The sequence below is a fragment of the Vibrio sp. 1S139 genome (assembly GCF_041439475.1).
GTDB lineage: Bacteria > Pseudomonadota > Gammaproteobacteria > Enterobacterales > Vibrionaceae > Vibrio > Vibrio crassostreae_C.
In genome coordinates, this window is sequence record NZ_JBGOOD010000020.1 from 57799 (window position 1) to 73897 (window position 16099).

The following is a 16099-nucleotide window of genomic DNA, read 5'->3' on the forward strand; positions in this document are numbered from 1 at the left end:
CTCGTTGTTATGCTTTATCGGATAGAAGGTGTGACCACTGTGGCTGCCTATTCATGTAGTGAACCACATAGCTACAAACCGGCACAATTTTGAAGCCCGCTTGTTCAATTTCAGGCAATACCGACTCCATCATCGCCTTACCAAAGCCCTTGCCTTGCAGTTCATCAGGGATTCGAGTTGAGGTGATATGCAGTACATCGCCATCCTTTTTATACTTAACTACCGCAAACTGATCTGGTTCTAACTCAACCGTGATCTGGTTCACATCTTGATCCCATTTAACTGCCTGCATTCTCAACTCCTGCAAATAATGGATACGACAAACAATTAAAGTTTGAAGTATGAATTCCTTGTAATAGACTAACGCAAGTGCATATAAATAAAACTAAGTACTTACAATCAAAGAAAATATTATTATAGCGTGTGGTTATAAATAAAATTCAAACCAATTAAAAGCACTCTATAAATTGCGTTAGTACACCTACTAAATCTAGCACGTAACAACCCCTTGTTAGCAAGTTATCAATATCTAACAGACGCATGTTGGCGCATGGAGAACATATAATGAACGCACCCCTGAAGAAGCCTTTGGAGCATAATCAGGCACTTCAAGACCCTCGTAATCGCACCGTTTCCACTATCAATAGCACTGATGCACTGGCCATGATTGAGCACGGCAGTGAGCTGACATTAAATGTCTCGACTCCCGTTGGCACGAAGTTTCTCGCCACCACCAGGTTTATCGGAACGCACAGTGATAACTGTATTGTGGTTGAGGTTCCCGAGGTATCCAATGAAGATCTGAACTTTTTCTTTCAAGAAGGTTTTTGGATGACCGCTCGTGCGTATTCTCTACGAGGTGAAGGCGCGCTTATCCACTTTAGAAGCCAAATTCACCATAAGATTGGTGAACCCTTCCCTATTCTTGTACTTTCAACACCAAGCACGATGCAAGTGACTCAGCTGCGTAAAGAAACACGCTATGAAGTGAATCTGGCTTCAAGAATCATCTTCAACGACCAGCGAGCAAACTGTGAGATACGAGATTTATCGAAAAGTGGTTGTCGTTTCGTTACCTCACCAACCTCTCGTGCGATTCAGATTGCCGATCGCGTGTCTATTGAGATAACCCCTGAGAACTACAACGGACCACTGATTCCGCCATTGCGAGGCATCGTCTGCAATCTACAGAAATCGACACACTACGCTCGATACGGTGTCGAATTTGATGATATTGGCCGAGCTAACGCCAAACACTTGTTGGCAAAACTGAAGTTCGATGGCACCAAGCTTTGCTTACGAAATGGGTAACGCCTTTTAACACGCGACTTTCACCGAATACAGCAAGCTGACCAACTACAATTAGTTCACTGGCAAACTAAACCTCAACCAACAAAAAAGCCATCGACTCTAGAATCGATGGCTTTTGCGTTTTGGCTGTTTGTTTATTTGTTTAGCTATCTAGATATTCAAACTATTTGCGCAGTGCGTTCAATTTAGCTTGGGCGATACCAAAGATAGTATCAATTGGATAGCTACCCTCATCACTTGCTTCACCAGCGGCTTTGCCTGTGAACAGCTCAATCGCCTCTGTTACATGGTCAATCGCCCAGATATTAAACTCGCCCTTTTCAACCGCTTTCACGATATCGCTACGCAGCATCAGGTTGTGAACATTTGAACGCGGGATGATCACCCCTTGTTCGTTTGAACGCCCTTTGATTTCACACACATCAAAGAAACCTTCAATTTTCTCGTTCACACCACCAATAGGCTGAGACTCACCAAACTGGTTCATCGAGCCTGTAATCGCGATGTCTTGACGGTTTGGCTGCTTAGAAAACGCTGACACCACCGCACAGAACTCAGCCATACTCGCACTGTCACCATCGACGCCACCATACGATTGTTCGAAGGTGATGTTAGTGGTGAGCGGGACTTTGGCTGTCTTGCCAAATACGGAAGAAAGGTAAGCCGACAAGATCATCACGCCTTTTGAGTGAATGCTGCCACCTAAGTCTACGTTTCTTTCGATATCAATCACTTCACCATCGCCGTAAGCCGTGGTGGCAGTAATTCGGTTTGGCGCACCGAACATGTGATCGGTGGTGCTTAATACAGACAGAGCATTCACTTGCCCAACCGCCTGACCATCAACATGGATCAGTGTTGTGCCGTTGGTAAACGTCTCCATCACACTGTCTTGCAGTCGTCCGACACGCATCTGTTGGTTAGATAACGCTTGGTCGACGTGTGTTGCTCGAATCAGGTTCGACTTTGAACCTCTCGCCACGTAGTTTGACTCACGAAGCAGATTAGCAATGTGTGCCGAGTGCAGAGACAATTTACCTTGGTCACCCGCCTGACGAGAGCTGTGCTCAATGATGCGAGCGATCGCTTTACGGTCACAATGCAGCATGTTGTTGTCGTGCACGATACTCGAAATAAAGCGCGCGTAGTGCATTTCAGAATCGGGAGTACGCTTCATCTCATCTTCAAAATCGGCCGTCACACGGAACAATTCACCAAACTCTGCATCGTAGTGTTGCAGCAGTTGGTAAGTTCGGTAGTCGCCAAACAGGATGATCTTGACGTCCAATGGAATCGGCTCTGGATCAAGCGATACCGCGCCCGTTAAGGTCACCTCTTTCTCTAATGAAGTGAAGCTCAATTGACGTGAACGCAGCGCTCGTTTCAAGCCTTCCCAAACGTACGGCTGCTCAAGTACCTTCACCGCATCCATCAGCAATACGCCACCGTTAGCTCTGTGTAAGCTACCTGCACGAATCAATGAGAAGTCTGTAAAGACAGTGCCCTTGAACGTTGCCGTTTCTACATAGCCAAACAGAGAGTGATAATTTGGATTCTCTTCCACCACGATCGGCAGAGTCTCCTCCTTTTGGCTCACAATCACGTTAACCTTGTAGCGACGCGGCATTTTCTTATCCAAAGAAGCGGTTGCAACTTCGGCTTGCTCAGTGCTCTCTTCTAAGAAGATGTCAGCGTTGTCGACAATGTCTTTACGCAGTGCCGTTAGGTACTTTTTAATGTCTGGATATTGGCTGTAATCCTTCTTCAATTGCTTGATGAAGTGCGTGATCACGTCTCGCGCCGTATCATCATTCAGTTTTTGAATTTTCTCAGTGTACGTCTCTTCAAGTTCCGTCAACTCACGAGAAATGGTTCGCAGACCGACTTCCAATCCATCAATGGTTTTATCGAATTGATCTTGCTCTTCCGGCGAAAGCAGATCAAAGCTCTCTTCGGTATGAAGATCATCGCCATTCATTGCCACAAACTGGTAATCACCCTGAGTGGTGATCGTCAGGTTAATGCCCTTGTCTTTCGCTTCTTGGCTAATGCTTTCTAACGCGGCTTGTTGCTTAGCTGCTAATTGGTTTTTAAGCCTGTCAGCACGGCTAAAGTACATCTCGTTATCAAACGCTAGAGGCATACCTTTCAGCAGTTTACGCATCAATTTTTCAATATCTTGCTTTAAGCTGCTGCCAACGCCACGCGGCAATTTCAGTACCTTAGGTGTACGAATATCTTCAAAGTTCGCGATATAACACCAATCAAAAAGCTCCTGCACTTCTTGAGGGTGACGGTTCAGATAGCGCAAGATCATGGTGCGTTTACCCAGACCATTTCGCCCTATCGCATAAATGTTGTAACCCTTTTCCTTGATTGACATCGCGAACTCAACGGCTTTTTGTGCCCGTTCCTGCCCGACGATTTCGTCAATTGGAGCCAGTTCTTTGGTCGACTTACATGGTAGCTTGTCTAAATCCGCTACCTGATACAGCTGTTCTGTATTGAGTCTTTGCATCGCCATCGCCGCCTCCTTAGTCCTTCATTACTTGGGTGTAGATAAAATCAGTGTAGATGTAATTTCCTACAAATTTAGTGACTTACGCTACACAGCTGTTCAACTGAACAAATAACACACAATTTAAGCCATTTTTAGGAATAGCTCGTCATTTAATTCACCAACTTAACATGTGAATGATTTTAATTTGCAATTGATAATAAATATCATTAACATTTTCTGATATTATAAATTGAGGATGTGGATATGGAAATTGAACGATGCTGGATGCACTACCTAAAAGCTGAACAGTTAATGGAACAAGGTCACTGGCCAGAAGCACAACGCCTTTATGGTGATGTTCTAACCTCACTTCCTCATCACATCCAAGATGCAGCATACCAAAGCGATATCAAGCCTTGCCAATTTGCCTGCTTGCTTGCCGGGTTAAGAGACGCGAGCGTCGCTCAATCAGAGATACTCAACCGATTAGGTCAGCACCAACAAGCCTTCGATACCTTGAATCAATCTTACGCTCTGATGCAATTTATCTCTCTGGAGAACACTGAGCTGATTCAACGTACCTTTGGATTATTGGAAAAGCAGAGCGAAGGTTTGCTCAATCACCTGATCGCTTTTTGCAGCGCTCAGCGCAGTTCGCATTGGATGCTCGAACTAGAACAAATTCAACGTGCTCATCACCATTTTGGGCAACTTAAAACAACGTCAGAAGTTCAATCTTCACCTAATGTCTTAAATTGATAAGGATATATCATGTCGGACCGGGCTCTTCTTAAAGTCAATAACCTCTCCGTTAGCTTCAAAACCAACGATGGAATCGTTGATGCGGTGAAAAAGGTTAACTTTACCCTTAAATCCAGCGAAACCTTGGCCATTGTTGGTGAATCAGGTTCTGGTAAATCTGTCTCTTCCAACGCACTGATGCGTCTACTTCCAGACAACGCCATTATTGATCCGCAGTCTCAAATTGAGTTTGAAGGCGAGTCTGTTCTCGAAAAATCAGAGCGTGAAATGCAGTCGATTCGTGGCGACAGAATCGGCATGATCTTTCAAGAGCCGATGACATCTTTGAACCCATACCTGCGCGTCGGCATTCAAGTGGCAGAAGCTATTATGTGGCATCGTAAAGTGTCAAAGTCTCAAGCCAAACAGCGAGTGATTGAGCTGTTTAATCTTGTGCACTTGCCAATGCCAGAAAAGTCGTACACCAAGTACCCTCACGAATTTTCGGGTGGTCAGCTGCAACGCATCATGATCGCAATGGCGCTGATTAATGAACCGGATATCCTGATTGCTGACGAGCCTACAACTGCATTAGATGTAACGGTTCAAGCTGAAGTGCTTGCTCTTATCAAAGAGATCCAAGGCAAGATGGGAATGGCAATTTTGTTCATCACCCATGACTTAGGTGTGGTGAAACACTTTGCAGACCGCGTGCTAGTGATGTGTAAAGGTGAGCTCGTAGAAGAAGGGATGACTCAATCTTTGTTCGATAGTCCTAAACATGATTACACAAGAATGCTCATTAACTCGATTCCGAAAGGCGCTAAGGTTCCTGTTGAGGCGACAGCCCCAGAACTATTGTGTGCTGACGACATCCGAGTTCAGTTCTTGGTGAAATCACACTTTATCAAGAGTAAAAGCCAGTACTTCGAAGCCGTAAAAGGCATTTCGTTGAATCTTAAGCAAGGCGAAACGCTAGGCATTGTTGGTGAATCTGGTTCAGGTAAATCAACCCTTGGACGTGCATTAATCGGCTTGCTGCCGAGTACCGGACGTATTGTTTACAAAGGCCAAGACGTTAGCTTATTAAATGATAAAGAGCGTCACAAGCTCAAGAAAGATGTCCAAATGGTGTTCCAAGATCCTTATGGTTCTTTATCACCACGCATGACAGTTGGGGAAATCATCACCGAAGGCTTAACGGTGCATCAACCTCATCTATCCAAGCAAGAACGTTTAGAAAGAGCGCGCAAAGCATTGATTGAAGTTCGCTTAGAGCCGAATTCAATAAACCGTTATCCACATGAGTTCTCTGGCGGGCAAAGACAACGTATCGCGATTGCTCGCGCACTGATTCTAGAGCCCTCTTTCATTTTGCTGGATGAACCGACTTCAGCACTCGATCGCTCAGTACAACTGACCGTGATTGACCTGCTGAAAGACATTCAAGCCAAGCACAATATCGGCTTCCTGTTCATCAGCCACGATCTCTCGGTAGTGAAAGCACTGTCGGATCGCGTACTGGTGATGCAGAAGGGCGAAGTAATGGAAGAAGGGTCTGCAGAAGAGATTTTCAATGCGCCGAAAAACAACTACACCAAGAAATTAATCGCTGCGTCATTCGACTTAGAAGATAAATCGAAAAAAAATGCCGCATAAAGGGAACTAATCAACATTAACAGCGTCTTATAATTACATTCTGAATAATCTCCTAATGGATTGAAATCTAGAATGGATATAGCAAAACTGGTTTGGCCGCCAAAAGAGAAATGTCGCATGGATGCGACATTTTTCGTTTCTGGCGTATATGAAAAATCAACTCAGTGATTCGCGCCAGTGATTCGAACCAGTGATTATGAAGGTTTGCTAAAATTAACGGACTTTAAACAGAGTTCGCTGGTAGTCGTCATAGTCGAAGAGCGGCTTAGTTCAACTCGTTTTTGGACAAATTTTACTTAGAGTAAAGCACCCATTCCCTGAAGTTTTTTACTCGAACCAATACAGAAGCCACTTATGAAGATGAATAGCTATTCACTTTGTAGGTTGCTTAATACTCAGAATAGTTAGTAGGCGCACTTTTAATCATCCACAACTTCAATCGTTATATGTTGGGCACCAAGATATGTGCCTTCATCAATCTCATAACGTAAAGTTTCACCACAATGAGGGCACTCAAATTCTTCATTGGGGTCAATACACTCATCTTCGAGCCAATCCCAGCCAATTTGTTTTTCACAAGTAGGACATCTCATTCAGTCATCCTTATTCATTCAAGTACAACTCCGCCATCCCATCTAAACGGCTCTTCACTTCTTTCCAGTTCGTCATCACGCTGGTTAATAAGCGCCAGAAGCGTTCACTATGGTTGTATTCCGCGATGTGGCAAAGCTCATGTAAGATCACGTAATCAATGCACTCTTTAGGCGCTTTAATCAGATGAGGGTTGAGCATCAATGTGCCTTTGGCTGAACAGCTTCCCCATTGTTTTTGCATTGGCATAATACGAAATGATGGGATGCCCTCTACCCACGTTGCCTGCGGTAAAAGCTCAGCTAAGCGTTCATGAAATATGCGCTCTGCGCGAACGCCATACCAACCAGACACCAGTGATTTGACGAGCTTTGCCTTATCTTCATTAAAGCGGTTGAGCGTGACTAACAACTTGCCTCGTTCCATCTTCACGCTGGAAATGGCATCTCTGTCTTCAACCACCTTTAATACATAGCGACGGCCTAGATAGAATTGCATCTCACCGCTCACGTAGTGCTTGGTTTGAACGTATTCTAAATGAGTTCGGAACTCTACCAGTGCATTCCAAATCCATTGAGCGCGTTGCATAACCGCTTCGTGTATTGCCGATTTCTCAGCGTCTTGAGGCGCTGTGACAGCCACTCGACAATCTGGATGCACTCGGATGGTGATTTTCTTTTTCTTGCCTTCAGCAAATACCTTGCGGATCACTTCATAGGTAACCGCTTCATCACCGTAGATGAAGCTGTATTCCTCGATATTGCCTTCTTTATGGTTAACAGAAGTCATACTTAGTGACCTGACGTATTGTTACCAGACAGGCCAAGACGGGTGATTTGAATGACATCTGTAATAATGGCTTGCGCTTTGTCGATACCCACATCCGCGAACAGCAGTGGCAGCAGCCCTAAACGGATCTGGTTTTCAATCTCCGATGGGTTAATTGAAAACTCGGCAACCGCTTTACGCACAATGCCATCAATGTCTAACGCATACTGAAAGCACTGCTCTTCGGTTAGAGGTAACGGATCTCCCAACACTTTCAAGAACAGACAAAAGTAGGCTTGAACATGGCGTTTGATTTTAGGATCAAGCTCTGCAAAGCGATCCGTTGGTAATCCTGCTACATCACGGTCTTTGACTTGCTGTTCGAAGTCCGCAAACAGAAGATATTGTTTAACAGGGCTATCAAACATCTCCTTGGTTTTCTCGATAGCTTGCTTTAACAAGTTTGAGAAATACTCTTGGGCATACGGATCATCCGCCAAATCTTGCTCAATCATCTTGGTCACACGGCCTGTGATGACATCCTTTTTGTTTTTGGCTTCATCATCGGTCATTTGCTCTGGTTTGGCATCTTTACCCATGTTGCCAACCAGATAAGCGCCTTCTGGCTCTTCAATCGAAACGCCTGCAATGTGCTTGTCTAACATGGCGCGAATATTTTCCGAATACTCATCGTAATCCACGGTTTCCTCTGCATCAGCACGTACTTGTTGGCGCAGTTGGCTCATGGATTTCAGCGTGCTCTTGTATAGATCTCGCTTATTGTCGAAGCTCTTATCTTCAAAGTACGTCGCTGATTGAAGTGCTACTTTTAGGCAGTTAGCAAACGCGGTCAACGCATCATAAAAATCATTACGTAGCTTTAAGTTGGTATCAGTTAGCTGACCATCAATATTTTCAATTTTTGGTGCTAATACCTGACGCAGTGCTTGGCCATCTTGCTTGTTCTTCACTCCAGAAAAAATTGCCCACAGGTCATCATACAAACCTGGTAACTTCTTGTATTCGGTATCCATGCGGTTATATAAACCTTTGAGATCATCGATATCAAAGCCACCTTGGGTACGCTCAGCTAAATCTTGGTATTTCTCAATAGTGGTATCCAATTCACGTAAGATGCCACGGTAATCAATCAAATAACCAAATTGCTTTTTCGCATGTAAGCGGTTAACTCGCGCAATGGCTTGAATAAGGTTGTGCTGCTTTAATGGCTTGTCGATATAGAGCACCGTGTTTTTAGACTCATCAAAGCCCGTTAACAGCTTATCGATCACGATCATAATGTCGGGACCTTCATCCTTTTCAAATTCTGCAATGATGTGTTTGGTATAGGCTTTTTCATCTGACCAGCCTTGATCGATGACATTGGCTTTCCACCAATTTTGTACGAAATCGGTGCTTTCACTATCGACGCTATCGTGTCCCTCACGGGTATCAGGTGGCGACATCGCAACCACAGAAGTGACTTTACCTATTTGATCTAGCAGCTTCTTATAGCGGATTGCAGAGGCTTTAGAATCACACGCCAGTTGTCCTTTCAAACCTTGCTGCTTAAAGTTTTGAAAGTGATCAGAAATGTCGTGCGCAATTAGCTCTAAGCGCCCTTCGGTTTGGTAGATCTGACCTTTTTGCGCGAACTTGCGTTTTAAGTCTGCACGTTGCTTTTCCGATAGGGTATCGGTAATACGGTTAAACCATGCATCAATGGCTTTATCGTTGGTGCTCAGATCAGGAATACGCTCTTCGTACAACAGCGGCGTAACGGTGCCATCTTCGACGGCTTGCTGCATGGTGTAAGAGTGAATGATCTTACCGAATTTGTTCTCGGTTTTATCGTCTTGCAGCAGAGGTGTACCTGTGAAACCGATATAAGCGGCTTTTGGCAAAGCTTGCTGCATACGGATGTTATTCTCACCGTTTTGGCTACGGTGGCCCTCATCCACTAATACGATAATGTCTGGGCTATCGTTGTAGCATTCAGGTAGGTTAATCGCCGTACCAAACTTGTTGATGATCGAGAAGATGATGCGCTCATTGCCTTTACCGATTTGCTCAGCAAGGCGTTTACCTGTGGTTGCCATTGCCTCTTTTTTGTCTTTATCTGACAGCGCGCCGCCAGAGGCAAAAGTGCGAGCAAGCTGATCTTCTAAATCCACACGGTCAGTCACCACCACAACGCGGCATTTCGCTAACTCTTTTAGCCAAATCAGTGCTTTTGACAAAAACACCATAGTGAATGATTTGCCCGAACCTGTGGTATGCCAGATCACACCGCCATTACGTGCGCCTTTGTCATCAAAAGAGGTGATGCGCTCCACTAAGGCTTTAATGCCAAACACCTGCTGATAACGCGCAACAATCTTGCCTGCTTTTTTATCAAACAATGTGAATAAACGGGTTAGCTCTAGTAAGCGGTCATGGCGTAGCAAGGATACCAATAAGCGATCTTGATCGGTCACCACCAAGTCACCGCCTGCAATCAGTGATAGATATTCGTCTTTGATTGCTGGCGTGCGATGGCTGAAAATCGCATTCAGTTGCACGTTATTCAACGGAGTGTTTTTGAGGCGTTCAAAGGTACTTTCACTAATTTCTTCTTCTTTCCATTTCGCCCAAAACTTACTCGGTGTACCGCATGTAGCGTAGCGTCCATCATGCCCATTGACGGACATCACCAACTGATTGTAAGCAAACAGGGTTGGAATATACTCTTGCTTCTGATTTCGAATCGTTTGAGAGATACCTTCATCAATCGTCGGCTTCCCTGTCTTTGACGAATTAGGACGTTTTGCTTCAATCACTACCCACGGCAAACCATTAACAAAACATACAATATCGGGTGTGTAGTAAGTTGTTCCTTGAGTATTGTCTACGTCCACCTCTTCAGTGAAATGGAACTGGTTGTTTTCAGGCGTGTCCCAATCAATAATTTGAATGGTTGGGTTGGCTTTTTTACCCTCGACAAACTCAGTGACACTAATGCCGTAGGTTAACGCGTTATAGAGCTTTTCATTGGCCGCTTTTAGCCCTTCATTCATCGCAGGGTTAGCCAGCTCTTGCACGATTTTATCAATCGCAGCTTGCGATAAATGGCGATCTTTCCCCATAAATGAATAGGTTTTAAAGCTCAGAACCTTGCGTAACACCTGCGGCAAAATCACCGTGGTTTTGTTACCACGCATCACCATGCATTCACTCGGTGGAATGAATTGGTAGCCAAGGTTAGTAAGCAAAGTTAGTGCAGGGATTTTTGCACTTTGCTCTTCACGGAAGTTGGGTAAGTTGCCTGACATTGTCGTCCTATTTTTTTATTGTATCTTTACGCATTGTTTAATGCTGATTACCTTTTGACTTCTGCATTATTTATAAGGGAATGCAATACTTTGAGCGAATCTTCAGGATCAATATTTGGACCACTTATCATGTCGTGTAATATTTTCTCAAAGTAGTCTAAAGATAATGATTTGAATGTTGCCAGTTCATTCTCGGTTACACCCATATAAGTTTCTAAACACTCGCAAAACAGCTCATGCGCAGGATAGAACATACCATTTCTGCGACCAGAAAAGTGAATACGAGCGTTCTCATCAAATTCAAACCCCGCGGCCTCTTCATTGTCTGGTAAACAGCCTATCTCATACAATGCAGTTTCAAAGTGAGAACGAAATCGACCAACACTGGCATTGACACTGGCACTATACCGTTGACAAAAAATAGCGCGCTCTCCGCGAGGACTGTGGACAATTCGCATATTATCCACCCAATCTTGTGGTGTACTCTTAACGTCAAATGGCATCTCATCAACTAACCAAGAAAGATGATTGACAAGACGCTCCCAGAAACATTGCATAAAGCTCAACCAGTTGCCTTGTTCGATCTCTGTAAAGACCATAGTGAAGCGGTGTTGCACATGACAAACATACAAGATGTCTTGGTCTAATTCTTTTGTATGTTGAACTAACCATTGTGAGATTGGTTGTTCAGATGAGCCTATATGTTCAATATCAAACTCAGGAACAGCTTGAAGCAATGGGGTCGAGTCTTGAGATTTATGTGGCGATAAAAAATTAGCAGCGGCTTTAGTACAGTTGAAAACTAACATTGTGTATTACCTAGGTTTAGAGAGTGGATTAAGCGACTTCGGTTTCCGCAACTTGCACGCGACGCTTACCAGTCAACAACTGCTGCATCAACGCCTTTTTCTCTTGCTTCAAATGCGCAAGCTTGGCATTTAGCAACTCGATTTCTTTATCGGCACTAGTGAGTACAGAAGCAATTTTTTGTTGTTCTTCAACTGACGGATACGAAATAGCCATGACTCTTAAATCTGTCACACTTATATTAAGTTGAGCAGCTCCAGCAGCTTTATCCAAAATATTTTGTTGTACTTTCTCAGAAAGATAAAGGTAAGTGACGAAATTTTGTATCGCCATTGCTTTACTTCGAATGCGACCCACTCGTTGATTCAAATAGCAAGGAATGTCTTGGTCTTTCACCCAACCATAATTGGATAAACTTCCTGACATTCCAAAAACAAAGTCTGAAACATGTAATCTAAATTTATCTAGTCCATTCACAGTTTCTATTGAGACTCGTGCTGCCTCTTTAACATCGAGTCCTCCAGATTTAAAATCACTCATTCTGATGATTGGAACCGAGTTTTCATCATCTTGAACAAATGATGTGCTTTTAAATGCAAAGCCGCTATCTATAACTGCTATGTCTTCGAGCTTACCTTGCACCCACTTTCCCTCAAATGCTTTACCCGTTTTCGGGTCAACCAACCGCTTTTTACCCGTCAACAACTGCTGCATTAAGGCTTTTTTCTGCTGCTTGCTGGCATCAATCAGCTTTTCAGTGGTTGAAATTGCCTTATCCCATGTAGAAAGGATTTGGGCGATTTTGCGTTGTTCTGGGAGTGGTGGGAGATTAATATAAATTGAACGAATCGTAGGCAAGTTTAAACCAGCCTTGGCACCTGAATCATTCAGTTTGTTAATACGATGATTCATTGCTTTAGATGACAGTAAATAGGCAATATATTGCGAATTAGCTCGCTTATCATTCAAGCGGATTAGGGCTGTATGCTGGTTGATATAAGCTTCACCAAAATTTTCTGGTATCCAGCCAATTTTTCCTAATTCGGCAGTAATTGACATAAGAACATCACCTGCACTTAATGATGTTCTTTTCCCATCGGCAGATTTGCTGCTGACATCAACATATTTCATGTCATCTAGTTTTAAATAAATACTGTCCCTAGATAAATTTGTCATTCGAACAAATTTACTTCCACAATCTGAGTAAAACTTTGCCCAATCACGAGAGCCACTCGTAATGAATTCTGTCACATCGTTTAAGCGAATTTGCTCCCAACCATTAGGCACCATAACCTAACTCCTCTAGGTAGCCCGCCATTTCCGCTTCTAGGTCGGCCAGCTCGGTTTGCAGCGCCAAACGCTCACTACGCACAGCCATCAAATCGATTTCTGCTTCTTCTTCAAAGGTATCCACGTAACGAGGGATATTCAGGTTGTAGTCGTTCTCACGGATCTCATCAAGGGTTGCCACATACGCGTACTTATCCACGTTGTCGCCGCTGCGGTAAGTCTTCACGATCTTGTCGATGTTCTCTTGTGTCAGTACGTTTTGGTTTTTGCCAGACTTAAACTCACGCGAAGCATCAATGAACATCACATCGTTGGTGTCTTTCTTCTTCTTGAAGATCAAGATTGCCGCTGGAATGCCCGTACCAAAGAACAACTTTTCAGGTAAACCGATCACTGCATCTAGCAAGTTTTCTTCAATCAATTGTTGGCGGATTTTGCCCTCACTTGATGCACGGAATAGCACGCCGTGAGGCACAACCACACCCATACGACCAGTTTCAGGTTTTAAAGTCTCGATCATGTGTGAGATGAACGCATAGTCGCCTTTGGTTTTTGGTGGCACACCACGACGGAAACGACCAAAGTGATCGCTTTCTGCATCTTCATGACCCCATTTATCTAACGAGAATGGCGGGTTTGCGGTTACTACGTCAAAGTGCAGTAAGCCACCATTGCTGTCTTGTAGCTTAGGGTTACGAATGGTGTCGCCCCATTCAATGCGGTGGTTGTCTTCGCCATGCAGGAACATGTTCATTTTCGCCAGTGACCATGTAGAGCCAATCGCTTCTTGACCAAACAGAGCATACTGCTTAGATCCGCCAAAGTTCTTTTGAACTTGCTTACCACACTTCATCAATAGTGAGCCTGAACCACAGGCTGGGTCACAAATGCTGTCACCTTGTTGTGGCTCTAGGATGATAGAAAGCAGATCCGACACCTCTGGTGGGGTATAGAATTCACCTGCCGATTTACCGCTACCAGCAGCAAAGTGTTTGATCAGGTATTCGTAAGCATTACCAATCACATCCAGCGAACCCACACGGCTAGGGCGTAGGTTTAGCGTTGGCTTACCAAAGTCTTCCAATAGGTGGCGTAGGATGTCGTTCTTTTGCTTTTCATCACCCAGTTTATCGGTGTTAAAGCTGATGTCTTGGAACACGCCTTTTAGCTTGGTGCCGTTGGCTTCTTCAATCGCGTGCAGCGCTTGGTCAATACGAGAGCCATTACCTGCTTCAAAACGGGCCTCGTACAAGTCCCAGAAAGTTGAACCTGCTGGAATTTTGAATGATTGGCTCGCCAGCATCGCTTCAACCATATCGGTGTTACCAGCGAACTGGGTAGTAAGTTCTTCTACTTTGTCTTGGCGTACATCTGAGATGTATTTTAAGAACAGCATGGTCAAGATGAAGTCTTTGTAGATGGATGGGTCTACGGTGCCACGGAACGTATCACACGCCGACCAGACGGCTTTGTTGATTTCATCTTGGTTGATAGTAGAGTTTGGCATTAAGTTATCTCGAATAGCGTTAAATTTTTTCAATTAGCGATGCTGCAATGCGTTTAAATGAGGCAAAGCAGGTATCAAAATCATGGGATTCGGTGTTAAACACCATTGGCGTGACGAAGTCCTGAAAGCGTTGGCGGAATATTGCATTTTCCTCAAGCTCTTTAAGGCCAAGTTGTAGCTCTTGTTTGGGGTTGGCAACAAACTCTGCATGTTGATTGCCAAAGCGCGTAATATCTTCTGCCAATATCGCTTTGAATAGACCGTCAATCGAGTCGATTTCTGGCATTGAGAGCTTTGTTATGCAGTGCACATCGTAGATATGGCGAACTAAAGCAACATCATCGCTTCGCTCCGTATTGCGTTTTACCGACATTGTACGGCGCAGCATCGAAATGATTTTTTCAACCAATGTGGCATGGATAGAGACGCAATCAAATGCACTCACTTCTTGTGGTTGTTGGTGCAACTCTGCAACCAGAGATTGAATGCTGCGCGACTCTACATCCAGTAATGGAATGGTTTCGATTAACTCTAACTTGATGATGGGGCGAAGGCAGGGCGCTTGACTAAACTGCTGCGGGTATTTAAGTTCAAACTCGACGTAGCGGTACTCATCTCGCACAGAGCGCGTTTCAACGGTAAATAGCTCTGACTGGGTGACCGCCTGTTCAATCTCGTTAACACATGCCTTTCTCGCGGCTTTCTTTTTTGCTCGACTCAATTCATCAAATGTTGGGTTGGGGATGAGTTTTATATCCACATCTTCCGACATTCTTAGAATTTTAACGTTTGATTTCGCCAACGCCGTGCCGCCAGAAAAGACCATTTGATGATGCTCAGGACAAACTTTCGCTAGTTCGGCTAGTAAGGCAACGACCCAGTAATCTTTTTCAATGATGGCTGGATTTCCAAGCTCAAGCGCATCGGAAACCTCAAGAAATTGTTGTTTTAGTGTGTTCATACTAACTAGGTAAGTTCAGCACACGGCTACCGACCACCAGTTTGCGATTAAACTGTTTTGGGTCCCATGAATACTGAATAGAAGATGGAATTTGGGTACTCGTGCCTGAAAGACTTTGTAGCGATAGACTATCCATCTCAAAATCAACGCCTTTCATTTTAAGAATTTCTCGCATAAGGGCATCGGTGCCACCTGGATTGGTGGGCATGGGCTTGCCAGTGAGGCTATTGATTCTTGCTTTGGTATACAAGCCATAGCCAAGCTTCATTAACTCACCTTGCTGCACAAGCTGCCTCAGGGCCCGACCGATTTGGTCATAGCTTGCAAATCCATCAAAGTCTTTGCGTTCAAATACATAACGTCTTGAACGCTTTATCTTTTGATAAATGCGGTCTACTGCTGTCATTTGAACCTCCTTACGTACAATAACAGCAGTATAACTGACCGTGTACATTCAAGGAATAGATACGGCATGACAGAATGAAGAAAAACGGCATCGCCATACACCTAAAAACAAATAAGTTAATGTAAATAAATAACTTTAAGTGAAGAGGTTCTAATTCAGCCATTGCCAATAGCAAATGCTGACCTAGTTCAAGAGTCGGTATTCTCAGAGATCTTTAATGCATCTTCTATTTCAACACCAAGATAGC

The 16099-nt window shown here is 44.1% G+C and carries 13 protein-coding genes; 3 read left to right on the forward strand and 10 right to left on the reverse strand.

Translation table 11 applies throughout. The features are described 5' to 3' along the window. Nucleotides 1–7 precede the first annotated feature (7 nt). The gene (locus ACED46_RS09205) at nt 8–292 is read right to left on the reverse strand and encodes a GNAT family N-acetyltransferase (RefSeq protein WP_017065024.1); all 285 of its coding nucleotides are present in this window, start codon (nt 290–292) and stop codon (nt 8–10) included. Between the two features lie 272 nt (nt 293–564). On the opposite strand from ACED46_RS09205, the gene ACED46_RS09210 reads away from it, so the two are divergent. Beyond that, complete coding sequence (locus tag ACED46_RS09210; RefSeq protein ID WP_017067648.1) at nt 565–1311, forward strand: flagellar brake protein; 747 nt, start codon at nt 565–567, stop codon at nt 1309–1311. A gap of 163 nt (nt 1312–1474) precedes the next feature. Here the strand turns inward: ACED46_RS09210 and ACED46_RS09215 are convergent, their stop codons facing one another. Then, the gene (locus ACED46_RS09215; RefSeq protein ID WP_017061577.1) at nt 1475–3835 is read right to left on the reverse strand and encodes a Lon protease family protein; all 2361 of its coding nucleotides are present in this window, start codon (nt 3833–3835) and stop codon (nt 1475–1477) included. A gap of 240 nt (nt 3836–4075) precedes the next feature. Here ACED46_RS09215 and ACED46_RS09220 point away from each other — a divergent pair, with 240 nt between their 5' ends. Both ACED46_RS09220 and ACED46_RS09225 read left to right on the forward strand, forming a co-directional pair. Continuing rightward, nucleotides 4076–4570: a hypothetical protein gene (locus ACED46_RS09220; RefSeq protein ID WP_017068585.1), complete on the forward strand. Its 495-nt coding sequence runs from the start codon at nt 4076–4078 to the stop codon at nt 4568–4570. A 12-nt stretch (nt 4571–4582) separates the two neighbouring features. Continuing rightward, nucleotides 4583–6211 carry an ABC transporter ATP-binding protein gene (locus ACED46_RS09225; RefSeq protein ID WP_229647897.1) on the forward strand — a complete coding sequence of 543 codons (1629 nt, stop codon included), beginning with the start codon at nt 4583–4585 and terminating at the stop codon, nt 6209–6211. Nucleotides 6212–6630: 419 nt separating this feature from the next. Here the strand turns inward: ACED46_RS09225 and ACED46_RS09230 are convergent, their stop codons facing one another. The 8 genes from ACED46_RS09230 to ACED46_RS09265 are packed head-to-tail and all read right to left on the reverse strand — an operon-like array spanning nt 6631 to nt 15852. Then, entirely contained in the window at nt 6631–6804 is a 174-nt protein-coding gene (locus tag ACED46_RS09230; protein ID WP_181027904.1) for a hypothetical protein, read from the reverse strand. Nucleotides 6805–6814: 10 nt separating this feature from the next. Next, entirely contained in the window at nt 6815–7591 is a 777-nt protein-coding gene (locus ACED46_RS09235) for a M48 family metallopeptidase (protein WP_371721311.1), read from the reverse strand. 2 nt (nt 7592–7593) lie between these two features. Beyond that, nucleotides 7594–10881: a type I restriction endonuclease subunit R gene (locus tag ACED46_RS09240; RefSeq protein WP_371721313.1), complete on the reverse strand. Its 3288-nt coding sequence runs from the start codon at nt 10879–10881 to the stop codon at nt 7594–7596. Between the two features lie 47 nt (nt 10882–10928). Further along, complete coding sequence (locus ACED46_RS09245; protein WP_371721314.1) at nt 10929–11690, reverse strand: hypothetical protein; 762 nt, start codon at nt 11688–11690, stop codon at nt 10929–10931. A 28-nt stretch (nt 11691–11718) separates the two neighbouring features. After that, a complete protein-coding gene (locus tag ACED46_RS09250; RefSeq protein WP_371721315.1) occupies nt 11719–12978 on the reverse strand; it encodes a restriction endonuclease subunit S in 1260 nt (419 codons plus the stop codon). Next, complete coding sequence (locus ACED46_RS09255) at nt 12968–14485, reverse strand: type I restriction-modification system subunit M (RefSeq protein ID WP_371721316.1); 1518 nt, start codon at nt 14483–14485, stop codon at nt 12968–12970. The genes ACED46_RS09250 and ACED46_RS09255 overlap by 11 nt, the downstream gene beginning before the upstream one ends. Nucleotides 14486–14504: 19 nt before the next feature. Next, on the reverse strand, nt 14505–15446 hold the full coding sequence (locus ACED46_RS09260; protein ID WP_371721318.1) for a nucleotidyl transferase AbiEii/AbiGii toxin family protein: 942 nt from the start codon (nt 15444–15446) through the stop codon (nt 14505–14507). A gap of 1 nt (nt 15447) precedes the next feature. Then, nucleotides 15448–15852 (reverse strand): DUF6088 family protein, encoded by a 405-nt coding sequence (locus ACED46_RS09265; RefSeq protein ID WP_119298491.1) that lies wholly within the window; start codon nt 15850–15852, stop codon nt 15448–15450. Nucleotides 15853–16099: the final 247 nt, after the last annotated feature.